Here is a 22,884-nt window from a genome sequence, read left to right as displayed (position 1 = left end):
ATGAAAATCGTTACCTGGAACATAAACGGCATTCGCGCCCGCATCGGCAACCTCACCCACTGGCTGAGCGAAAGCCAGCCCGACATCGTCTGCCTGCAGGAGATCAAGTCGGTCGACGAGCAGTTCCCGCGCGCCGAGATCGAGGCGCTTGGCTACAACGTGGAAACCCATGGCCAGAAGGGCTTTAACGGCGTCGCCCTACTGTCGAAACTTCCGTTCGACGAGGTTATCAGAGGCCTGCCCGGTGATGACGCCGACGAGCAGGCGCGCTTCATCGAGGGCGTGTTCTCGACCGACCAGGGCGCGCTGCGCGTCGCCTCGCTCTATCTGCCCAACGGCAATCCCATCGATGACGAGAAGAAATTTCCTTACAAGCTGGCCTGGATGGAGCGGCTGCATCGCTGGGCCGAGCAGCGGCTGCTTCTGGAGGAGGCGCTGGTGCTGGCCGGCGACTACAATGTCATCCCCGAGCCGGTCGATGCGCGCTTCCCCGAGAACTGGCTTGGCGATGCGCTGTTCCAGCCGCAGACCCGGCAGGCCTTCCGGCGACTGAAGAATCTCGGCTTTACCGAGGCGGTGCGCGCCGTCACCGATGCCGCCGACGTCTACACCTTCTGGGATTACCAGGCCGGCGCCTGGCAGAAGAACAACGGCATCCGCATCGACCATCTGCTGTTGTCACCCGAAGCGGCCAACCGCTTTTCCTCGGCCTCGATCGAAAAGCATGTGCGCGCCTGGGAAAAGCCTTCCGACCACGTGCCGGTGGCGATCGATCTGGCGCTGCTGCCGGCTTGATATCAGCCGAAACCCTGATGTCGCCACAATCGCGCCATTCAGTCAGAGATCAGCATGGCGGCTGGGGTTCCATGGCACTACGATTCCTCCTTTGTCCAATCGGCCTGGCATTTGCCATGGCCTCCCCTGCAGCGGCACTTGCCGACCAGCAGTGCCTGGCCAATGGCAAGTCCTACCAGGTCGGCCAGGTCACCTGCCTGACGGTTTCAGACAAGAGCCATATGGCCCGCTGCGACCTGGTGCTCAACAACACCTCATGGACCAAGATCGGCGACAGCTGCCCCGACAGCACGATGAAGCCGCATCTGCACGTCACGCCGATCTCGATGCCGGTACACAGAGCGGCGCCGGCGGAACTCACCGAGAACTGATGGATGTGAGCTAATCTCCCCCCTTGAGGGGGAGATGGCCGGCAAGCCAGAGGGGGGCGCGAAGAAACGCGACCTTTCGGTCAAACAAGCTCACCCTCTCAGTCCAACCCGGGCAAACTTTAGTCAACTGAAATGCCAGCGGGACAGCGCCCCCCTCTGCCCTGCCGGGCATCTCCNGACGATGGTCGTGCGATCCTTGGACCGACCCCCTCTGCCCTGCCGGGCATCTCCCCCTCAAGGGGGGAGATTGGCAATTTCACTGGTCGCCGCCGCCCTTGGTCAGGATGTCGTCGGCAAGCGAAATGGCAGTGCGACGGTCGGCTTCGCCGGCGGCGGCAAATGCCTCTTCCTGCATGCCGCGGATCCACGGCTGGTCGCTCGGCGAGGCGCGTTCGAGCGCGGCGGTCATCATGGCCAGCCCGCGCACGATCTTGCCGCTCTGGAACAGAAGATTGCCGAGCGTCGCCTGGGCGCCGGCATGGCCTTTTTCGGCGGCGAGCTGGAACCAGCGGCCGGCCTGCTTGACGCTGGCCTTGACGCCGCCCTCGCCCTTCAAAAACATCTGGCCCATCTCGAACTGAGCGTTCGGGTTGCGGTAATTGGCGGCCGCGCGCATGTAATATTCCTGCGCCGCGACCTCGTTTTCCTCGACCGGGCTGCCGGGGATGCCTGTCCGGAGATAGTCGCCCAGCGCCACCAGCGCGTCGGAGACATAGCTTTCCTCCGGCGATCCCGGCTCGACATCCTGATCGACGATCTCGGAGAAGAATTTGAAGGCCGCATAGTCGTCGCGCGTCACGCCGTCGCCTTCGGCGTACATGCGCGCGAGCTTCCAGGTGGCGCCGATCTGGCCGTTCTCGGCGGCGTATTTATAGGCCTCGACCGCCTGTTCCTTGTGGCCGCTCTTGTAAGCGGAGAAGCCGAACTGGAACACGGCCCATGGGCTCGATTGCGGCTTCACGCCGGTCTTGTCGTCGAACACCTTGTCGTCGAAGGCCATGGCCTGGCCCACGGCGCCAAAGATCGCAACAGCGACCAGTGCCGGAAGGACAGACGACCTCAACAACTCAGATATCCGCATAGCAATGTGTTTCTTTGGCACCGCCCGGATGGGTGACCGCGCCGTCGCGGGCAGGCCCTACCGTCTGTGCGTATTTCCAGATCGCGCCCGACTGATAGTCGGTCGTGCGCGCCTTCCAGGCCTTCGCCCGCGTTGCCAGTTCGGCCTCGGACAGGTCGACCTCGATCGTGCCTTTGGTTGCATCGATCGAAATCACATCGCCGTCTTTCAAGAGCCCGATCGGGCCGCCCACGGCAGCTTCGGGCCCGACATGGCCGATGCAGAAACCGCGCGTTGCGCCCGAGAAACGACCGTCGGTGATGAGAGCGACCTTGCCGCCCATGCCCTGGCCGTAGAGCGCCGCCGTCGTCGACAGCATCTCGCGCATGCCCGGGCCGCCGCGCGGACCTTCGTAACGGATGACGAGAACCTCGCCTTCCCGGTAGTTGCGGTGCGTGACCGCCTCGAAACATTCCTCTTCCGAATCGAAACACCGTGCCGGACCTGAGAATTTCAGCTCCGTCATGCCCGCGACCTTCACGATCGCGCCTTCGGGGGCAAGGTTGCCCTTCAAGCCCACGACACCGCCGGTTTGGGTGATTGGTCGGTTGGCGGGACGGACCACATCCTGGCTATCATTCCAGGCAACATGCTCCATGTTTTCGGCCAAAGTACGGCCAGTCACGGTCATGCAGTCGCCATGGAGATAGCCGTGGTCGAGCAGCGTCTTCATCAACAGCGGAATGCCGCCGGCCTCGAACATGTCCTTGGCGACATATTTGCCGCCCGGCTTGAGGTCGGCGATGTAGGGCGTCTTCTCGAAAATCGCGGCAACGTCGAACAGGTCGAACTTGATGCCTGCCTCATGCGCGATCGCCGGCAGGTGCAAAGCCGCATTGGTCGAGCCGCCGGTGGCCGAAACCACGGTCGCCGCATTCTCCAGCGCCTTCAGCGTGACGACGTCGCGCGGCCGGATGTTCTTGGCGATCAGTTCCATGATCTTTTCGCCAGAGGCGAAATTGAAGCGGTCGCGCATCTCGTAGGGCGCCGGCGCCCCGCAGGAATAGGGCAACGCCAGGCCGATCGCCTCGGCGACGGTGGCCATGGTGTTGGCGGTGAACTGGGCACCGCAGGAGCCGGCCGACGGACAGGCCGCCTGCTCGATCTCCAGCAGTTCGGCGTCGCTGACCGTGCCGACCGAATGCTGGCCGACCGCCTCGAACACGTCCTGCACGGTGATCTGGCGACCGCGATAGCTGCCGGGCAGGATCGAGCCGCCATAGATGAAGATCGACGGCACGTTGAGCCGCACCATGGCCATCATCATGCCGGGCAGCGACTTGTCGCAGCCGGCAAGGCCGACCAGCGCATCGTAGCAATGGCCCCGCATGGTGAGTTCGACCGAATCGGCAATGACATCGCGCGACACCAGCGACGACTTCATCCCCTGGTGGCCCATGGCGATGCCGTCGGTGACGGTGATGGTGCAGAATTCGCGCGGCGTGCCGTTGGCGGCCGCAACGCCCTTCTTGACCACCTGCGCCTGGCGCATCAGCGAGATGTTGCAGGGGGCGGCTTCGTTCCAGCAGGAGGCGACGCCGACCAGCGGCTGCGCGATCTCGGCCGCAGACAGGCCCATGGCATAGAGATACGAACGGTGCGGCGCACGCGCCGGACCGACGGTCACATGGCGGCTAGGGAGCTTGGCCTTGAAGATGACTTTGGCGTCCATTCTCTTCCTTGCCGCGGGCGGCGCGGCCTGCCTCATGGCCGAGCCTTTTGGCGCGTGTCCCGAGACGAATTCGAGGTGCGCCGGGTTTATGGCGGGAAATGGGCAATTTGGTCGAGCGGGACCGTAGCGCGGGGGTTGGCTGGGAACTGTTGCCAAAACGTCACAATCGCGAGAGGCGAAAGTGATGGGACGGATTTGCAACGCCGGCGCGTGGCGGCACGGCTCAACACCGTGCCTCAAACGAAAAAGGCCGGGCAAGTGCCCGGCCTTTGTGTGAATTTTCAGAGGCTTAGAATTTGATCTTGACGCCGCCAGAAATGGCCGTGACCAGATCGTTGCCGAAATCATAGCTGACGTCAGTGCCGGCTTGGTAGCCGTTGTCGCCATTCACGACCCCTGAATGGCCGCTGGTCAGCACGCCGACCGCGCCGGCCAGACGCACTTCGATATTGCGCGAAGGCGTGTAGGCGACGCCGCCGCCCAACGTCCAGGTGTCGGTCTGCGAGCCGTAGCCGTGTGATGTGCCGCGATCCCAGGAAAGCTGGCCGGCCGCGCTCCACTCATCGTTGAACTTGTGGCCGATGCCGCCCGTAACCGTCCAGCCATCGCGATACATCAGGTCCAGCGAGGTAATCTGGCCTGAATGCAGAGCATCACCCGTAACGCATGCCGCAGCGGGAGTACCTACGACGCAAATCGGAACACTCTGCAGCAGGCTCCAGTTGACCCATTTGAGCGAACCGAAGGCGAGCCAGCCGGGCGCAATGCCTGACTGCAACTTCAATTCCACCGTATCCGGCATGTACTGCGTCGCACCATAGATCGGCAGCACGACAAGGCCAACATGCGTCAAGTCCAGCGTGCCTGAGATGTTGTCGAGCTTGACCCGCGAATTGTAGACGAGGCTGGCGCGCAGCGCGATTTCTGGGATTTCATAGGCAAGGCCGGCGCGCCAGCCCCAGCCCGTGCCCTTGAGATCAACACGGCCGGTTCCCTGGAAACCCGGTACCAGCGGCGACACCAGGTCTTCCTTGAAGCCATAGACTTCCTGGTAATAAACGCCGCCGATGAAGCGAACCTGGCCTTTGCCGGCATCCATCTTGTAAGAACAAGTGCCGGCGTAGTTGTTGCTCTTGATGTCGGTTTCCATGTTGGACTCGGCACCGGCCCACAGACCCGGATTTGTGTGCGCGCCCCACGGCTGCGAGTAGTCGAACATGCAGTCGACGCCCTTGACGACCTCGGCCTTGACGCCGATGCGCGGCACCCAGTAGCTCTTGCTGTCTTTCGCCGTGCTGCCCAGGAATGTAAGATCGCCGTCACTCGGATCGGTATCGACCGCGTTCTTGAGCTTGCGCTGTGGCATCACATAAGTCGCCTCGGCTTCCGTGGCGAACGGAGCTGGGTCAAACAGAAGGTCGATGTCGTAGCCACCGCGCTCGATGCCGCCGGCATGCGCGGAACCGATCAGGCCCAGCGAAAAACACCCCGCCCCCAGCAGTGTTTTCAAACGCAAATTGTTCATGGATGTCCTCCCCGAAATTCCAGTGCGTCAAGCTAGAGCCAATTCGGGTTAACGGTGCAACAATGAATTGAAATAGCGTACATGTACGCACTTGCGGAACGCATTTCGGACAAAGTGGCGCGCCGCGCAAGCATGCCGGAAAATGGCCATTTGAGCGGCAATCGGCGCAAAAAATCATGAAAAACCGCTCTAAACAGTATAAAACCCGGCTGTTTTACCGGCATTAGGCCCCATTGTTACATTATGGCAACAATGGGGCGCAATCTTTCCGTTTACGTCAACATTAACGTTACGGAATGCCTGTTTTTCTGGCACAAGACCTGCCTTGACGCTGTTCCCAGGCATCGCGAATCCGGCGCTCAGCCGGCGTCGCGCACCCGGGTCAACGCCACCGAAAGCTTCTCCTGCTGATCACGGTATTCCGCGAGTTTTTCGCGCTCGGCCGCGACGATCTCTTCCGGCGCGCTGGCGACGAACCGTTCGTTCGACAGCTTCTTGTGGAGCCGCGCGATTTCCTCGGTCACCTTGGCCAGTTCCTTCTGCAGCCGCGCCGCCTCGGCGGACAGATCGATCAGGCTGCCGAGCGGCAGGCAGATCGTCGCCTCGTTGAGCACGATCTGGGCCGAGCCCTTGGGTGCGGCGTCCTGCAGCGAGATGTCGCCGACCCGCGCCAGCCGCTTGATGGCGGACGCATGGCGTTCCAGCCTCTGGTGAGTCTCGGCGCTGGCGCCGACCACCACCAGCGGCGCGATCGCCGCCGGCGGCACGTTCATTTCAGAGCGCACGGAGCGAATACCGGAGACCAGATCGACCAGCCAGTTGATGTCGGCGGCTGCATCGGCGTCCTCGAAGTCGGGCGACGGCCAGGCGGCGTGGCACAGCAGCGTTGCGCGCGTCCTGCCCTCACCTGCCGTCTGCGCCCACAGCTCCTCCGTCATGAACGGCATCATGGGGTGAAGCAGCTTGTAGATCTCGTCGAGCACGAAGGCGACGCAGGCCCGGCTTTCGGCTTTGGCCGCCTCGTCAGTGCCCATGAACACCGGCTTGAGCAGTTCGAGATACCAGTCGCAAAACAGGTTCCAGACGAAGCGGTAGGCGGCGCCCGCCGCCTCGTTGAAGCGGTAGCTGGTGATGCCTTCGGTGACCTCGCGCGCTGCCCTGGTCAGCTCGGTCATGATCCAGCGGTTGACCGGCAGCCTGGCGTCGTTGAGCCAGAAATCGTCATTGCGCGCGACCTCGTTCATCTCGGCAAAGCGTGTCGCGTTCCACAGCTTGGTGCCGAAATTGCGGTAGCCGGCGATGCGCGCCGGATCGAGCTTCACGTCGCGCCCCTGCGCCGCCATCACCGTCAGCGTGAAGCGCAGTGCATCGGCGCCAAACTCGTCGATGAGGTCGAGCGGATCGATGACGTTGCCTTTCGACTTCGACATCTTCTGCCCGTTCTTGTCGCGCACCAGCGCATGCACATAGACGGTGTGGAACGGCTCCTCGTGCATGAAATGCAGGCCCATCATCATCATCCGGGCGACCCAGAAGAAGATGATGTCGAAACCGGTCACCAGCACGTCGGTCTGGTAATAGGTCTTCAGCTCCGTCGTGTGATCCGGCCAGCCCAGTGTCGAGAACGGCCACAGTGCGGACGAGAACCAGGTGTCGAGCACATCCTCGTCGCGGCTCAGGATTTCGCCCGGCTTGAAGGTCTCGAGCTTGTCCTCGACCCAGGCCTTCCACGGGCCTTCCAGCGCCAGATAATATTCAATCGCGGCGCCCAGCGCCTCTTCCTCGGTCTTCTCGACGAAGACGCGGCCGTCCGGCCCGTACCAGGCCGGGATCTGATGACCCCACCACAGCTGGCGTGAAATACACCAGGGCTGAATGTTCTCCATCCAGTCAAAATAGGTCTTTTCCCAGTTCTTCGGCACGAAGTTGGTACGGCCTTCACGCACCGATGCGATCGCCGGCTTGGCGAGCTCGGCGGCGTTTGCATACCACTGCTCGGTCAGAAACGGCTCGATCGGCACGCCGCCGCGGTCGCCATGCGGCACGGCGTGGCGGTGCGGCTCGATCTTGTCGAGGAAGCCGCCGGTCTCCATCAGCTCGACGATTTTCTTGCGCGCGACGAAACGGTCGAGACCGTCGAGCTCGTCCCAGACGGCCTGACGCTCCGGCGTCACGTCGAGCCCGGCGAGAAAATCCTCATTATCCCTGAGCGTTATTGCCGCCTCGATGGTCAGGATGTTGATCGCCGGCAGCTTGTGGCGCTTGCCGACCTCGAAATCGTTGAAGTCGTGCGCCGGCGTGATCTTGACCGCGCCGGAACCCTTTTCCGGGTCGGAATACTCGTCAGCCACAACCGGGATTTTCCGGCCGACGATCGGCAGCACGACATTTTTCCCGACCAGATGCCGGTAGCGCTCGTCGTCCGGGTGCACGGCGACCGCCGTATCGCCAAGCATCGTCTCGGGCCGTGTCGTGGCCACGGTAATGAAGGTCGCCGAATTTTCCGGATCGAAAATCTCGCCTTCGATTGGATAGCGGAAGTGCCAGAGATTGCCGTTGATCTCCTGGGGCTCGACCTCCAGGTCGGAGATCGCCGTCAACAGCTTCGGGTCCCAGTTCACAAGGCGCTTGTCCTTGTAGATCAGCCCTTCCTTGTAGAGGCTGACGAATACTTCGAGCACGGCCTTGGACAGGCCTTCATCCATGGTAAAACGTTCACGCGACCAGTCGGCCGAGGCGCCGAGCCGCTTCAGCTGGTTGAAGATGGCGCCGCCGGACTCGGCCTTCCACTCCCAGACCTTCTCGATGAACTCCTCGCGGGTGAGATCGCGGCGATGGATCTGTTTCTCCATCAGCTGGCGCTCGACCACCATCTGCGTGGCGATGCCGGCATGGTCCATGCCCGGCTGCCACAGCACGTTCTTGCCGCGCATGCGCTCAAAGCGCACGAGTATGTCCTGCAGCGTGTTGTTGAGTGCGTGGCCCATATGCAGCGAGCCGGTGACGTTGGGCGGCGGGATGACAATGGTAAAGGCCTCGGCCCCCTCTTCCGCACCTGCGCCGGCGCGAAATGCGTCCGCCTCTTCCCAGATTTTGGCGATCTTGGGTTCGACGGTCTTGGCGTCGTAGGTCTTTTCAAGCATGGGAAAGTGGTCCGCGCGGTCGGGAGTTTTGCTGACCCGGTGTAAATCGGAAGGTTTTGGCCAAGTCAACCGCGAGGGCTGCCTCAGTCCTTCAACGCAAATAGGCGGGGCCCTGGTCATTTCAACGGGAAGGCCATGCCCGCACCTTCATCGTCAGCGATCCCGACGGGAAGCTGATCGCATTCGCGACATCAGCCGGACGCTGGCCTGCAGCGAGAAAGCGCCGCCCGAAGGCGGCGCTTTAATCCGGAACGGGCTGTGGTGATGCCTATTGCGCGCCGCGCGCGACGCGCTCGATTTCTTCGCGTACCAGGCGCTCGACCAGCGTCGGCAGGTTGTTGTCCAGCCAGTCCTGCAGCATCGGCCGCAGCATCTCCTCGGCCATCTCGTCGAAGGTCTTCTTGCTGCGGCTGGCGAAGGCGTCGGAGAGCTCGCCGAAGGCGGCTGCGACCTGCCGTCCCGTATGTTCCGAAACGATCGCCGGACGGGCCGGGGTTGTATCGGCCGGGCGCGCGTGCTCGCTGCGCGAAGGACGAGGCTCGAAAGCCGGCTCGGCAGCGAGATCGTCTTCGAAAGCCTCGACCTCCGCGATTGCTGCCTGCCGATTTTCAGTCTCCGGCTGCCTGATCTCGGGCCGCCGTACTGTGTCAGCCGGTTTTTCCTGATTGCCAACGGCCGCGATTTCGCGGCGCCAATCCGTGACGATCGAGTCGGTGGTTTCCGTCTTTGCCCGCACTGCAGCTTCTGCCCCGACGGCGGGGGCAGGTTCACTGGCTATCCTGGCGCTCACTTCCGCCAGGGTCATCGGAGCATGCGCGGGTGGCGCGGCGGTCGTGGCATTTGCCGCAATGGCCGGCTTCACTGGCGACGGCTCGGAGCGCGGCTCCAGCCGCGCAACCACCGGCTCGGCCAGTTGGGCCTGCACCTCGGCCAGCGTCACCGGCTTCTTACTTTCGGTCGAGCTGTGCAATTCGCTGCGGAAGGCCTCGACATCCGAAACAGGCCCGGCGGCCGGCACAAGGTCCTGTCGCAACTCATCGGCGTCGCCCTTGCGGCCGGTGTCGCTGTCTTCGATGATCCTCCTGATGGAAGCCAGTATTTCTTCCATGGAAGGTTCGCGCTGTGCGCTGCTTGCCGTCGCCATCGTCACATCCGCCGCCCCCGCGCATGATCCCGAAAATCGATCTTCGATTTTCGAAGAGGATCAGGCGCAAAATCAAAGTTCTACAGCCTCCTTTGCGCATCCATCGGACGCGTGGCGCTGTAGTGACCCGTTCCTGGATTCCTGTCCGGCAAAGCCGGATACGAATCATGGCGACAGCGTAGCCGACGGATCGCCATCCGAGAATCCCCAATCTCGGAAGACGCCGGATTTCAACAATTTAGGCTACAAAAGACAAACGCCGCGCATCCTTGGGGAAGCGCGGCGCTACGATACTTTCAATCTTGGCGGGATTTGAACCGCTCAGTCGCGATCAACGACCGTCCGGCGTACGCAGCCCGATCCATTTGTCCTTGACGGCTCTGTAGTGCTCTTCAGGCTTGTACTTCACCACATTCAACGCCAGGCGATCGGCCGACAGGCGGCCCATGGCCGACAGGATGGCGTAGCTCGCTACAACCACATCGCGCTCGGAGCTGGCGAGGTCGATCTTTGCCGAGATGACGGCGTTCTGGGCATTCAACACGTCGAGCGTGGTGCGCTGTCCGACATTGCGCTCCTCGATGACGCCGTTGAGCGCCAACTGTGCGGCCGCGATCACCTGCCGATTAGCGTCGACGCTTTCACGCGCTGCGATGTATTGCGTCCATGCCGAGGTCACGGCCTGGCGCACCGAGTCACGGCTGACATCCACCTCGATGCGAGCCTGGCTGAGCGATTCCTTCGACTGACGAACGAGTGCGGAGGTACGGCCGCCCGAATAGATCGGAACGGTCAGCGTCGCGCCGACGGTGGCGGCATTGGAATCGCCGTCCGAATCCCCCGCGCCAGGTACGGTATTTTGATAGACATGGGAAAGGCCGGCACTGGCAGTCAACTGCGGCAGCAACGCACCCTCCTGCGTCTTTACATCAAATCCGGCTGCATCGACGGAATGTAGGGCGGCCAGGATGGCCGGATGCTCGTTCGATGCAATGCCGATCGCCGCCTCGAGACTCCTCGGCAACAGCTTCGCCAACGGCGACGCGGCCTTGAGCTTGCCCGGCTCGTCGCCGACGATCTGATGATAGGTTGCCGCACTGGCCAGAGCCTGCGCACGGGCGGCACTCAACTGCGCCACCGCGGCCGAACGCGACGCGTCGGCCTGCGCCACATCGGTGCGCGTGCCCTCGCCGACCTCGAAGCGCGAGCGCGCCGCGCGCGCTTGCTCGGTCAGAAACTGCAGGTTCTGTTCGGTCAGCACCGCCACCTGGCGGTCGCGAATCACGTCCATATAGGCGCTCGCCGCGTTGAACAGCGTGTTCTCTTCGGTGTTGCGCAGGCCCTCGACCGAGGCCCTCACCTGTGCAGCGGCCGACGCGACCCTGTTCTTGGTCTGGAAGCCGTCGAACAGCGTCTGATCAATCCGAACGCCGAAGCTGCCGGTGGTCAATGCCAGGCTCGCGTTCCTGCCGTTTAGGTGCCTGGAGGTGTAATCGATATCAGCCGAACCAGTGATCACCGGGCGATAGCCCGACTTGGCGATCGCCACGCCCTCATCGGTGACGCGCACGCCGGCACGGGCCGAATTCAGCGAGGAATTGTTCTGGTAGGCCTTGGAAAGCGCGCCGAGAATGGTTTCCGCCGAGGCGGCTATCGGCGAAAGCGCTGTCGCGGAAATGAGGACAGTAACAAACAGACTCTTGGCTAAGGACGGCACTTTATATCCCTCATTCGTTTTGCACGGGAACCACGCCACGCCAGCCCATCCCTAGGGATCGGCCAGCGCCGCGTCGATGTATCGTTCCCCCGCTGACAGCCTCCCGAAACCCCGGTTAACCAATCAGCAACGATTGTTCAATCGCAAGCCAACATGACAGAGTCTTTGCTGCAAGGCAAAATCACTTAGAACTCGAAGGCATGAATGCGTTCAAATCCGGGTAGTGGCTTAATTGCCGCATTAAATGCCCGTCTTCCGGTTACAACCCCCCCTGCATTGAAAAAGAGCCGGGCTACGCCCGCATTGCCCTGCCCTTCCACAGCCACCAGCCGGCCGCCTTCGGCAAGCTGGTCAAGCAGCGCCGCAGGCACTTTCTCGACGCTGCCGCCAATGAGAATCACATTGTAGGGCGCCTTGGCGGCATGACCTTGCGGCAGTGGGCCGGTGACCACGGTGACGTTATCGCAGCCCTGCGCCGAAAGCGCCGCTTTGGCTGCTTCCGCCAGTGTGGTATCGCTTTCCAGCGCCACTACGGATTTGGCCAGCCTGGACAGCAGCGCCGCGGAATAACCGGTGCCGCAGCCGACATCGAGCACCGAATCGCCGGCGTCGATCTCGGCCAACTGCAAAAGCTTGGCGAGCGGCGACGGCTCCATGAGGTAGCGCGCACCGCTGCCATCGGCGCCGTCGGAGATGCGGATATCCTCGTCAATATAGGCGAGAGCCTGTTGGCCGGCCCCGACAAAGGCCTCGCGCGGCACGGCAAGCATGGCGTCGAGCAATGCTGCGTCGGTCACATCGGTGGTGCGGACCTGGCCGTCGACCATCTTGACGCGAAGTTCGGAAAAATCAGCGCTCATGTCCCAACCAATCCGTCAAAAGCCAATGCGCTGAAATGCGCTTGTCGCGCCGACACTGCGGCGCATTCGACCGGAACTCAAGCCCCCGGCATGCGGGAGTTGAAGCGATTGGAGGCCTCGCCCGGAATCGAACCGGGGTGCAAGGATTTGCAGTCCTCTGCGTAACCACTCCGCCACGAGGCCTCATCGCTCCCGGCGAGCGAACTCAATATGGTGGCAGCGAAAGGTCGTCAAGCGTCCGCGCGGCATTCCGGCGCGCTTTCCTCATCAGCCGCCGCAACGTGGTTCCCTAGCGATTTCAGCGCTTGGCGCACCGGCATATTGGCCGCTCCTCAACCATGGCTGCGCGACCGGCGAAACTCGAACCCGCGGCTTTACGCAGCGGGTGCAAACTGGCTTCCACCGTAAACGCGCGGCTGACACCAGGGCTGCCGTTCTCAAGGAGATATTCGAGGGGAAGGTCTGCGAGGGGCTGGAAGCGAAGCGTCCACTGAACCGGGACCGCGCGCCATCGCTTTCAATTTGGCCGGCGACGCCGTTCCCACCAGACGACGAACCGGCGCCGCAGGCGGCGCACCGCGGCAAATTCGTAGGAAAGCACCAAAAGGCCGAGCGGAATCATCCAGAAGCCGAGAATCGGCAGGAAACCGAGAAGGCCGAAAAACACCAGCACGATACCGATGGCGATCCTCAGCCCGCGCGAGCGCGGCATGGTGAACTCGCGCCCGAACACCGAGATTTTCCGCGCCGGTGCCTGGTTTTCGTCTGCTGCAGTCATGTCGAAAGTCGATCCGGTTGCCTTCGATAAAGCCATATGCGCTAAAGGCTGCAATCGCCTTTCAGGTTCCGCCGACCAAGGTCCGACGGCGCCCAAGACGGCTCATATGTGGTGTCATCCGGCGATTGCCAGAAACCATTGGGTGAAAATGCGCTAAAAAATGCGAAATGCTTCTTTGCAAAGCCGAAAAGGGTTTGCTATAGGCTGCGCCACTCACATGAGAGCCTCTATTCCCCGGTAGCTCAGTGGTAGAGCAACCGGCTGTTAACCGGTTGGTCGCTGGTTCGAATCCGGCCCGGGGAGCCACCGCCTTTTCTAAGCCGTGGTGCGATCTTGTACACTACAGCGCCATTGTCCGCGCACTTCGGTCCGCTTAGCTTCTGCCAGAACGGCTGGTAACAGCTACGAAGCCGATCGAGGCAGTTTGGTGGGCATCGCGCCCCTGCCCTCGCCCGAAGGCAGCCTGATAACGCCCGGTATCATCTATGAAAATACCAAATCGGGAGGACGTTGGTGCAAACCAAGAAGATCATCAATGACGGCAATCGCGCCGTCGACGAGATGCTGGAAGGCATCCTGGCTGCGCATCCCCGCCATCTCAAAGCCGTTGACGGAAGCCCGCGCTCGATCATCGCCCGCGATGGACCGCGCCAAGGCAAGGTAGGCCTCGTCATTGGTGGCGGCTCGGGCCACGAGCCGAGTTTTCTCGGCTTCGTCGGCAAGGGGCTGGCCGACGCGGCGGCGATCGGCAATGTCTTCGCCTCTCCGCCGCCCGACCCGATCCTCGAATGCGCCAAGGCGGCGAGCGGCGGCGCCGGTGTGCTGTTCATGTACGGCAACTATGCCGGCGACGTCATGAATTTCGACATGGCGGCCGAGATGGCCGCGATGGACGACATCGAGGTGCGCACGGTTCTGAGCACCGACGACGTCGCTTCCGCGCCCGTTGGCGACAGGCACAAGAGGCGCGGTGTCGCCGGCAACTTCTTCATCTTCAAGGCGGCAGGCGCTGCCTGCGACCGGATGCTGTCCTTCGACGAATGCGAACGCATTGCCGGGAAGGCCAACGACCACACATTCACCATGGGCGTGGCATTGGCGCCCTGTTCGTTGCCGCAAACCCGCCGGCCGAATTTCGAGATCGGACCCGACGAGATGGAGATCGGCATGGGCATCCATGGCGAACCCGGCATCGCACGCGGAAAACTCAAAACGGCCGACGAGATCACCGACGAAATGCTGGACAGGATTCTCGCCGAGATGGCGCCGGCACGCGGCGAGAAGGTCGCCGTGCTGGTCAATTCGCTGGGTTCGACACCGCTGATGGAACTCTACATCATGAACCGGCGCGTGAAGCAGCGGCTTGACGATATCGGTGTATCCATTCACGCAAGCTGGGTCGGCAATTACTGCACCTCGCTCGAAATGGCCGGCGCTTCGATCACGCTGCACCACCTCGACGACGAGTTGCAAACGATGCTCGACCACCCTTGCGACTGCGCCATGTTTCGCGCCGGGTAAACTGGGGGCGGCAAGGAACAACAGATGACAACAATCGACACCACCCGCCTTGCCGCGATGTTCGTTGCCATCGCCGACGCCATGTCAGCCGACCGGGACCGGTTGTGCGCGCTTGACGGGGTGATCGGCGATGCCGACCACGGCATTGCGATGGAGCTTGGATTTGCCGCGGCACGCGATGCGGTGGCCGCATTGGATACCGGCACCACCGATCCGACCATCTTGCTGAACACGGCGGCGAAGTCGTTCCTCAACGCCGTCGGCGCCTCCTCGGGCCCGCTCTATGCCACGGCATTCATGCGCGGCGCGGCCGCCGTCAAGGGCAAGGCGACGCTCGACGACGCCGACGCGGTCGCTATGTTCCAAGCGATGGCCAGAGGCATTCAGGATCGCGGCAAGGCCGAGCCTGGCGAAAAGACGATGATCGATGCGTGGGCGCCGGCCGCGACGGCTGCGGGCGAGGCACTGGCCGCCGGCAAGGGGCTGGCCGGCAGCCTCGCGGCTGCAGCCGAGGCGGCAAAGGCCGGCGCGGAGGCGACCAAGGCGATGATCGCCACCAAGGGCCGGGCCTCCCGCCTCGGCGAACGCTCGCTTGGCCATATGGATCCAGGCGCGGCGTCCGCCGTAACCGTCATCGAGGCGATGCGGATCGCCTTGACCGGCTAGGTCGGGAGCGAATCCTCAGCGCTTCGCGTCGAGCTTGTCGACAGCCTGCACATTGGCGGCAGAGGGACCGTTCGGATCGAACTCCGAGGCCAGCCAGGCGTCGGCGATCGATTTGGCCAGTTCGGGGCCGATGACGCGCGCACCCATGGTGATGATCTGGGCATTGTTGGATTTCGCAGCGCGTTCCGCCGAATAGGTGTCGTGGGTTAGCGCGGCACGGATTCCGGGCACCTTGTTGGCCGAGATGCTGACGCCGATGCCGGTGCCGCAAAACAGGATGGCGCGGTCGTAATTGCCGTCGACAATTTCGTGGCCGACCGCAGCGGCAATATCGGCGTAGAATCCGGCCTGGCTGAGATCGACGACCTGCAGTTCTGGCTTGGTGGCGAGATGCTTGGCGATGACATCGAGCAGCGGCTTGCCGGCGCTGTCGGCTCCGAGTGCGATCTTCATGGCAATTAACTCCTTCGTTTTCGTGGTCAGCGCGCGATGGCGGCCGACGCCTTTTTGAGAATGTCGATATAGCCTTCCGCTTGCCATGCCGAGCGGCCGATGAACAGCCCATCGATATGCGGCTGACCGATCAGTTCGGCCGCGTTGCCGGGATTGACGCTGCCGCCGTAGAGCACAAGCGGGGCGGTCGGCAACCGGGTTGCTGCGATCTGCTTGATCAGCGCCTGCTGCTTGTCGGCATAGTCGGCGCTGGCCGGAATGCCTTTCTCGCCGATCGCCCACACCGGTTCATAGGCAAAGAGTATCTCTGCCGACAACTCATTGTTTGCGAGACCCTGCAGCGCGCCCAAAACCTGCGCGGTCAGAATTTCGTCGGCGCGGCCGCCCTCGCGCTCGGCCAGCGTCTCGCCGACACAAATCAAGGGTACGAAGCCGTGCCTGACTGCCGCCGCCGTTTTCAGCCCCACAGTCTTGTCCGTCTCGCCAAAATGCTCACGGCGCTCGCTATGGCCGAGTTCGATCAGGTCGAGCCCACAATCCCTCAGCATCACCGGCGAAATCTCGCCCGTCCAGGCGCCGGCATCGGCCCAATGCATGTTCTGGGCGCCGACCTTGACGCGGGTGTTGGCGAGCGCCGCCTTGACCTGCCGCACCGCGGTGAAGGGGGGAATGACGAAAGGCTGTATCGCCGGATCGAAGCCCGGCACGAACGCCGCCAATGCCTCGGCGAACTGCAGCGCCTCCGCCAGCGTCTTGTTCATCTTCCAGCTCGTGCCGACCCAATATGGGGCCATTCTTCTCTCCTTCGATCCGAAATTCGAATGATGCGTGTTTCCGGGTCTGCGCCGGCCTTCGGGCCGGCGGTTTGCCTCAAGCGCGAGGCTTGAGACTTTCGCGGCCGCTGTCGATGTAAGGCGCCCAGAAATCCACCGACTCACGGATCATTGCAATAACCTGATGATCGACCGGTTCCCTCTCCCGGAAGGAAAGTTCAAGGCAGATTTCATTGTCGGTTCCGCCACCCGCCCGCACGGCGTCGAGCAGCTTCTGCGGGATGATGCGGCCATCCTTGTTGTAGGCGGCGGTGAACGGCCAGTGCCCGCCCTTGTTCATCGACGATTGCTTGATGTGGATGATCGGCGATTGCAACGGGAACGCTTTCGCCCAGGCATAGGGATCAGTGTCGTCAGGATTGGGCGAGGTCACGTCGCCATGGTCGATGTCGACCATCATCTGCATCGGGATCGGCAGCTTGGCCGCATCGATGGCGCCCTGCAATTCGACGCAGCTTTCGATCGTGTGGCCAAACTCGCGGCCGACCGACATCGGTTCCCAGAAAAGGTAGGTCAGGCCCGCCGCTTTGGCGTGCTCGGCCACTTCGCGCCAGCATTCGAGCGCGATGCCGAGAAGCGCCGCGCGCCGCTGCGGATCGTCAAAATCCTTGTAGGTGAATATGGCGAACTGCGTGCCCATGCCCGACGCGCCGAGTTCGGCGGAGATGCCGGCGAAGGTCTTGAACCAATCGACATAATAGCGGCGCACATCCGCGTCCGGATGGCCGAAATGATTGAGCCGGCCATAGGGACCGGTCATACCCGAAGTGATCCGCACGCCGGTCCGCGCCAGGGCGCTGTTGAACAGGCGAACGAACTTGGCGATCGTTGCCGCCGGCCAGCCCGGATTGACGAATTCATGCGTCAGTTGCACGTCGCGGATGCCGATGCCATAGGCAATGGCGTCGATCAGATCGTCGGGATCGGCGAAGCGATTGACCAGCGGGTTGGTGTTCAGCGAAAGCGTGAAGGCCATCAGTTCACCGCCGCCATTGTCTTTGTGCACCAGTCTTCGAATGTTTTCCGCTCGGCCGCATTGATATGCAGCCCGTGTTTGGTCCGGCGTTCGAGAACGTCGGCGGCGGTCATCGCCCATTCGGTCTCGAACAGGAAGACAGCTTCGAGCTCATAGAAATCCGGGCCGAAACGACGGCCGAGATCGGCTTCGCCTTTTACGCCTTTCAGCAAGGCGCGCGTGCGCGTGCCGTAGCTGCGGGCATAGTGCTTCACCAGCGACGGGCTAAGCCACGAAAACTCGGCGTGCAGATCGCCCAGGAACTGCTCGAAATCCGCGTTGGGCAGGTCGCCTCCCGGCAGGGGAATTTTGGCTGTCCAGGCCTTCTTCATGGTCGGAAAGAAGGGCTGGATCTTTTCCAGCGCATGTTCGGACAGTTTGCGGAAGGTGGTGATCTTGCCGCCGAACACAGAAAGCAGCGGCGCGCCACCATTCGGGGCGTCGAGTTCGAAGATGTAGTCGCGCGTCACCGCGCTCGGGTTGTCGGCATTGTCGTCATAGAGCGGCCGCACGCCCGAGAAACTGTAGACCACGTCCTGCGCGGTGAGTTGGCGCTTGAAGTAGCGGTTGACCACCTTGATCAGATAATCGATTTCGCTGGCTTCGGCCGCCACTAGCTCAGGCCTGCCTTCATAGGGTATGTCGGTGGTGCCGATCAGCGCCAGATCGTTCTCATACGGGTTGACGAAAATCACCCGCTTGTCGTTGTTCTGGATCAGATAGGCCTGCCGTCCCTCCCAGAATTTTGGCACGACGATATGGCTTCCTTTCACCAGGCGAACGTTGCGGGTGGAATTCTGTCCGGCGACGCGGCTGACGATGTCATTCACCCATGGCCCGGCCGCGTTGACCAACCCGCGTGCGCGGACCCTCGTCACAGCGCCCGTGCGGCCGTCCTGCATGTCGATCGACCACAGGCCGTCTTCGCGCCAGGCAGCAATACAGGCAGTGCGAGTGAAGACTTTTGCGCCGCGCTGACTGGCATCGAGCGCATTGAGCAGCACCAGCCTGGCGTCGTCGACCCAGCAGTCGGAATATTCGAAGCCGCGCTTGAATTCGTCCTTGATCGGCGCCCCTTCCGGCGCTGTTCTCAAGTTCAGCGTCCTCGTTCCCTGCAGCCGCTTGCGGCCGCCAAGATGGTCGTAGAGAAACAGCCCGAGCCGGACCAGCCATGCCGGCCTGTCCTCGGGGCTGTGCGGCAGCACGAAGCGCATCGGCCAGATGATGTGCGGCGCCGCCTCAAGCAGCACCTCGCGTTCGATCAGCGCTTCGCGCACCAGCCGGAACTCGTAATATTCGAGGTAGCGCAGACCGCCATGCACCAGCTTGCCGGAACGCGAGCTGGTGCCTTGCGCCAGATCGTCCTTCTCGCACAGGATGACCGACAGCCCACGGCCGGCGGCATCGCGCGCTATGCCCGCTCCATTCACGCCGCCGCCGATCACGAAGAGATCGACAATATCCGTTGTATCGCTCAAGACTTAGCTCCTGTGCGGTGCGCCATCGATTTCCACATCGGATGCAGCGCCTGGCGCGCCGCGACGAAGGATGGAAACAGCGCATCGTAGGTTTGCGAAAGCGCCTCGTCATAGGCGTCGCATTCGCCCAGCAGCGGCGTCACCCACTCGGCGCAGCAATCATCCATCGAGCGATAGACGCCAAGCCCGACTGCGGCCATCATCGCCGCACCCGCGGCGCCGGCTTCCTGGCGGCTGCTGGTCCTGACCTGCGCGCGGGTCGCCGCGGCGATGATGCGGCGCAGCGACGGGCTGCGCGCGGCGCCGCCAGACAGACGGATTTCGCCGGGCACGCTGCCCATTGCCTGGTAGCAATCGCGGGCCGCGAAGGCCAATCCTTCAAGAACCGCGCGTGCCAGATCGCCAAAGCCGTGCTTGACCGAGAGGCCGATGAAGCCCGCTCGTGCGTCGGGGTCGACGAACGGTCCGCGTTCGCCGGCAAGCGAGATGTAGGGCTGATAGATCAGCGATCCCGGCTCCGATCCTTCGACCCAGACATCGAGCGCTTTCAGCAATTCGTCGCCCGAAGGTTTTGCGCCGCTGGCGGTCAGCACGTCGCGCGCCAGGCCGAGCAGCCAGTCGATGTTGAGCGTCGCCGCCATATTGGATTGCAGTTGCGCATAGGCGCCGGGAACCGGCATGGCGATCGTGTAGCCGGACGCGTTGTCGTTGAGGATGACATCGTCGGCTGTGCGCGCCAGGCGCGTGTGGATGCCGGTCGAGCCGATGACCGTGCAGCCGACATTGCCGCTTGGATCATAGAGGCCGGCGCCGAGCGCGGTGCTGACCATGTCGACGTAGCCCAGCACCACCGGCGTGCCCGCAAGCAGGCCGGTCTCGCCTGCTGCCGACGCAGAAAGCGGATGATGGTCGGTCGTGCCTTCGAGCATGGGGGGCAGCAGGCGGCGGTGCGACGTCAGATCGAGAATGTCGAGCACCTCGTCGGAATAGCTGCGCGAGCGGAAATCGCCGAAGGTGAATGTTCCCTCCGAAGGATCGGTGGCGCGCTTGCCGGTCATCTTGAAATAGAGCCAATCCTTGCAGTGAAAGGCATTGGCGGCGCGCTCCAGGATTTCCGGGCTGTTTTTCTTCAGCCAGCTGAGCTGAGCGCCCTGCTGGCAGGCGTTGAGCCCGGTGCCGGTGATCGCGAACCGCGTGCGATCCCGGGGATCGCCGCGCATCTCGTCCACCAGATGTCCGGCGCGCGCATCGAGCCAGAGCCAGGCGCGCCCGACCGGCATGCCGTCGCCATCGATCAGCCAGGTGCCGTCGCCCTGCCCGGTGACCGCGACGGCCGCGGTTCGCCGCGCGAGGTCTGGAATTTTCGTCGCCAGATCGAGGACGGTCAGCACCATGTCGCGCCAGGTCTGATTAAGGTCCTGCTCGGCGCCGCCGCCTTCCAGCGTGACGAAGCTGTTGGTCACCGACGCCATGGCAAGCTGCCGCCCCGACAGATCGAAAGCGACCGATTTGATCACGGACGTTCCCGCGTCGATGCCGATCAGCAGGTCTTTCATGCCGCAAGTTCCGGATGGTTATGAAGGCAAGTCACAAGGAGCAGTCTTTGTTATCTCGAAGCCATGGAAGAGCCAGGGAGTGTCCGCGAAGGACACCCCCTGAGCAGGTTTTTATTCCGACAGCACGAAGGGTGCGGTGTACTTGTCCACATTGTCCTTGGTGATGAGCAGGCAATCGAACAGCTGCTTCTCGCTGGTGGCGCCGGTAGCGCCCGTCTTGATGAACGAGTCGGCCTGCTGCACGGCCTTGGCCGAGAAGATGGCCACCGGCTGAAGCACGGTGTACTGCAGTTCGCCGGACTTGATGGCCGCAACCGCATCCGGGGAACCGTCGAAGCCGCCGACCTTGATGCCGGCGAGCTTGCCAGCTTCCTTCAGCGCCGCAACCGCGCCAAGCGCCATTTCATCGTTGCCGCTGATCACGGCGATGATGTCGGGATTGGCCTGCAGCATGCTCTGCATCTTGTCATGACCCTGGGTACGATCCCAGTTGGCGACCTGCGAAGCGGCCTTTTCGAGATCCGGATACTGGCTGAGCACAGTCGCGTAGCCGTTCGAGCGCGTGGCGGCGTTGTTGTCCGACGGGGCGCCGAGCAGTTCGACATACTTGCCCTTTTCACCGACCGCCTGCACCCACTGCTGGGCACCGAGAGCCGCACCCTGGGCGTTGTTGGAGACGAGCTGTCCCTTGGCAAGACCTTCCTGGTTGATCTCGGCATTGACGAGGAAAACCGGGATGTTGGCGGCAATCGCCTTCTTCACCGCGCCGACCGAACCATCGGCATTGGCCGGGTCGAGGATGATCGCCACCGACTTGTTGGTGATGGCGGTGTCGATCAGATTGCTTTCGGTATTGGTGTCGCCCTTGTGGGCGGCGACGTTGGCTGTATAGCCAAGCTTTTCGGCTTCGGCCTTGGCAACGTTGCCTTCGGTCAGCCAGTAGGGGTTGGCCGGATCGTTGACGATGATCGAGATCAGGCCTGCGGCCGATGCGGCTGCGCTAAACCCGACCACCATCGCGGCGGCAAGCAAACTTCTAAGCACGATTTTCATGTACATTCCTCCAATGATTTTACGCGGTCTTGCTGCCAGTCAGCTGGCAGTCTTCCCTTGGGCAGGATTGGCCGGTTCGGCCTTCCCCCGTTTCTGAGAAGTCGGTTGGCCGCCCGTCGAAGCTGGAAGCTTGCTACGGCGGCGATACTGAACGGCATTGAGGAGCACGGCGAGCACGATGACGGCGCCGGTGAACACTGTCTGCCAGTAGGATGAGATGCCGATGATCACCAGACCGTCGGACAGGAAACCGATGACGAAGGCTCCGAGCAGGGTGCCGCGAATGTTGCCGCGCCCGCCGGTGAGTGCGGCGCCGCCGATGACGACGGCGGCGATGGCCGTCAGTTCGTAAGTGGTGCCAGCGGTCGGTCCGGCCGAGGTCAACTGCGAGGACAGGATCAGGCCGGCAATGGCGGCACAGATGCCTGAAAGCACATAGACCGAAATCTGCACAGTCTTGACCGGAACGCCGGACAGTTCGGCGGCGCGCTCATTGCCGCCCGAGGCGTAGAGCCAGCGCCCGAACGCGGTGCGGTTCAACACGATGCTGCCGATCAGCGCGATGACCGCCAGCACCACCACGCCGGTCGGCACGCCGAACAGACGGTTGAAGCCAAGCGCGTCGAAACCGGTGTTGCCCAACTCCGGCTTGCCGCCGAGATTGTTGTAGGTCAGGCCGCTGGTCATCAGCAGTGCCAGGCCGCGCGCCATGTACATGACGCCGAGCGTGGCGACAAAGGCCGGAACCTTGAACCGCGCGATCAGCACGCCGTTGATCAGCCCGACAGCGGCGCCCAGCATGCAGGCCAGCACCGCGACCACCCAGACCGGCGGATAGAGAACGACGCCCAGCCAGGTCAGCGTTACGCCCTGCATCAGAAACCCGGCGACGACGCCGGCAAGCCCGAGCGTCGAGCCGACCGACAGGTCGATGCCGCCATTGAGGATGACGAGCAGCATGCCGACGGCGAGAATCCCGAAGATGGCGACATGCGAAGCCATGGTCAGGAAATTCGCCACCGAGAGGTAGTAGGGCGACAGGATCGAGAAGACGACAATGATGACGATCAGGGCAAAGAAGGCCCGGCCTTCGAGCAGCAGCTTGGCCACGTCGAAGCCCTCTCCGCCCGCATTGGGGCTGGACTGTTTGCTGGCCTGGCTGACATCGCTCATGGGTCGGGGCT

20 protein-coding genes and 2 tRNA genes are annotated in these 22,884 nt (G+C 62.8%); 6 read left to right on the top strand and 16 right to left on the bottom strand.

The genetic code is table 11. The annotated features are described in order from the left end of the window. Both xth and X728_RS162385 read left to right on the top strand, forming a co-directional pair. Positions 1-795, top strand: coding sequence for an exodeoxyribonuclease III (gene xth / locus X728_RS162380; protein ID WP_023667698.1), 795 nt, complete (start codon positions 1-3; stop codon positions 793-795). Between the two features lie 116 nt (positions 796-911). Then, a complete protein-coding gene (locus X728_RS162385) occupies positions 912-1,166 on the top strand; it encodes a hypothetical protein (protein WP_245260192.1) in 255 nt (84 codons plus the stop codon). Positions 1,167-1,422: 256 nt separating this feature from the next. On the opposite strand, the gene X728_RS162390 is transcribed toward X728_RS162385, so the two are convergent. The 5 genes from X728_RS162390 to X728_RS162410 form a co-directional block, all read right to left on the bottom strand. Continuing rightward, entirely contained in the window at positions 1,423-2,247 is an 825-nt protein-coding gene (locus tag X728_RS162390; protein ID WP_023667701.1) for a tetratricopeptide repeat protein, read from the bottom strand. Next, positions 2,234-3,958: a dihydroxy-acid dehydratase gene (gene ilvD / locus X728_RS162395; protein ID WP_023830604.1), complete on the bottom strand. Its 1,725-nt coding sequence runs from the start codon at positions 3,956-3,958 to the stop codon at positions 2,234-2,236. Before ilvD ends, X728_RS162390 begins: the two co-directional genes overlap by 14 nt. A gap of 289 nt (positions 3,959-4,247) precedes the next feature. Beyond that, entirely contained in the window at positions 4,248-5,483 is a 1,236-nt protein-coding gene (locus tag X728_RS162400) for an OmpP1/FadL family transporter (protein ID WP_023830603.1), read from the bottom strand. 359 nt (positions 5,484-5,842) lie between these two features. Beyond that, positions 5,843-8,626: a valine--tRNA ligase gene (locus X728_RS162405; protein WP_023830602.1), complete on the bottom strand. Its 2,784-nt coding sequence runs from the start codon at positions 8,624-8,626 to the stop codon at positions 5,843-5,845. A 268-nt stretch (positions 8,627-8,894) separates the two neighbouring features. Then, positions 8,895-9,770 carry a PopZ family protein gene (locus X728_RS162410; RefSeq protein ID WP_023830601.1) on the bottom strand — a complete coding sequence of 292 codons (876 nt, stop codon included), beginning with the start codon at positions 9,768-9,770 and terminating at the stop codon, positions 8,895-8,897. Between X728_RS162410 and X728_RS1000000170065 the strand changes: the two genes are divergently transcribed. Next, positions 9,712-10,086 (top strand): hypothetical protein, encoded by a 375-nt coding sequence (locus X728_RS1000000170065; protein WP_196815045.1) that lies wholly within the window; start codon positions 9,712-9,714, stop codon positions 10,084-10,086. The genes X728_RS162410 and X728_RS1000000170065 overlap by 59 nt on opposite strands. A gap of 15 nt (positions 10,087-10,101) precedes the next feature. Here the strand turns inward: X728_RS1000000170065 and X728_RS162415 are convergent, their stop codons facing one another. From X728_RS162415 to X728_RS0134045, 4 genes are all read right to left on the bottom strand, one after another. Beyond that, positions 10,102-11,487, bottom strand: a complete 1,386-nt coding sequence (locus X728_RS162415) for a TolC family outer membrane protein (protein WP_023691095.1) — start codon at positions 11,485-11,487, stop codon at positions 10,102-10,104. A 185-nt stretch (positions 11,488-11,672) separates the two neighbouring features. Continuing rightward, the gene (locus X728_RS162420; protein ID WP_023667707.1) at positions 11,673-12,347 is read right to left on the bottom strand and encodes a protein-L-isoaspartate O-methyltransferase; all 675 of its coding nucleotides are present in this window, start codon (positions 12,345-12,347) and stop codon (positions 11,673-11,675) included. Positions 12,348-12,456: 109 nt separating this feature from the next. Continuing rightward, a tRNA-Cys gene (locus tag X728_RS162425) sits at positions 12,457-12,530 on the bottom strand. A gap of 334 nt (positions 12,531-12,864) precedes the next feature. Further along, positions 12,865-13,125, bottom strand: coding sequence for a PGPGW domain-containing protein (locus X728_RS0134045; protein WP_027050334.1), 261 nt, complete (start codon positions 13,123-13,125; stop codon positions 12,865-12,867). A gap of 231 nt (positions 13,126-13,356) precedes the next feature. Between X728_RS0134045 and X728_RS162430 the strand changes: the two genes are divergently transcribed. The 3 genes from X728_RS162430 to dhaL all read left to right on the top strand — a co-directional run bounded on the left by X728_RS162430 (position 13,357) and on the right by dhaL (position 15,312). Further along, a tRNA-Asn gene (locus tag X728_RS162430) sits at positions 13,357-13,431 on the top strand. 207 nt (positions 13,432-13,638) lie between these two features. Further along, positions 13,639-14,646 carry a dihydroxyacetone kinase subunit DhaK gene (locus tag X728_RS162435; protein WP_023667709.1) on the top strand — a complete coding sequence of 336 codons (1,008 nt, stop codon included), beginning with the start codon at positions 13,639-13,641 and terminating at the stop codon, positions 14,644-14,646. 24 nt (positions 14,647-14,670) lie between these two features. Further along, positions 14,671-15,312 (top strand): dihydroxyacetone kinase subunit DhaL, encoded by a 642-nt coding sequence (gene dhaL, locus X728_RS162440; protein ID WP_023830600.1) that lies wholly within the window; start codon positions 14,671-14,673, stop codon positions 15,310-15,312. Positions 15,313-15,327: 15 nt separating this feature from the next. Here dhaL and X728_RS162445 read toward each other — a convergent pair whose 3' ends face one another. The 7 genes from X728_RS162445 to X728_RS162475 all read right to left on the bottom strand — a co-directional run bounded on the left by X728_RS162445 (position 15,328) and on the right by X728_RS162475 (position 22,873). Then, positions 15,328-15,765: an RpiB/LacA/LacB family sugar-phosphate isomerase gene (locus X728_RS162445; protein ID WP_023672592.1), complete on the bottom strand. Its 438-nt coding sequence runs from the start codon at positions 15,763-15,765 to the stop codon at positions 15,328-15,330. Between the two features lie 26 nt (positions 15,766-15,791). Next, the gene (locus X728_RS162450; protein ID WP_023830599.1) at positions 15,792-16,559 is read right to left on the bottom strand and encodes a triose-phosphate isomerase; all 768 of its coding nucleotides are present in this window, start codon (positions 16,557-16,559) and stop codon (positions 15,792-15,794) included. A gap of 76 nt (positions 16,560-16,635) precedes the next feature. Next, positions 16,636-17,574 (bottom strand): TIM barrel protein, encoded by a 939-nt coding sequence (locus X728_RS162455; RefSeq protein WP_023830598.1) that lies wholly within the window; start codon positions 17,572-17,574, stop codon positions 16,636-16,638. Next, entirely contained in the window at positions 17,574-19,091 is a 1,518-nt protein-coding gene (locus tag X728_RS162460) for a glycerol-3-phosphate dehydrogenase (RefSeq protein ID WP_023830597.1), read from the bottom strand. The genes X728_RS162455 and X728_RS162460 overlap by 1 nt, the downstream gene beginning before the upstream one ends. Further along, positions 19,088-20,647, bottom strand: coding sequence for an FGGY-family carbohydrate kinase (locus X728_RS162465; protein WP_023830596.1), 1,560 nt, complete (start codon positions 20,645-20,647; stop codon positions 19,088-19,090). The genes X728_RS162460 and X728_RS162465 overlap by 4 nt, the downstream gene beginning before the upstream one ends. Before the next feature lie 111 nt (positions 20,648-20,758). Then, positions 20,759-21,706 carry a D-ribose ABC transporter substrate-binding protein gene (locus tag X728_RS162470; RefSeq protein ID WP_023672597.1) on the bottom strand — a complete coding sequence of 316 codons (948 nt, stop codon included), beginning with the start codon at positions 21,704-21,706 and terminating at the stop codon, positions 20,759-20,761. Between the two features lie 33 nt (positions 21,707-21,739). After that, positions 21,740-22,873, bottom strand: coding sequence for an ABC transporter permease (locus X728_RS162475; RefSeq protein ID WP_023688198.1), 1,134 nt, complete (start codon positions 22,871-22,873; stop codon positions 21,740-21,742). Positions 22,874-22,884 lie beyond the last annotated feature (11 nt).

It is taken from the genome of Mesorhizobium sp. L103C119B0, assembly GCF_000502235.1.
In the GTDB taxonomy this organism is placed as follows: domain Bacteria; phylum Pseudomonadota; class Alphaproteobacteria; order Rhizobiales; family Rhizobiaceae; genus Mesorhizobium.
The sequence above is the reverse complement of the archived record's forward strand: the minus strand, read 5'-3'. Positions and strand labels throughout refer to the sequence as shown.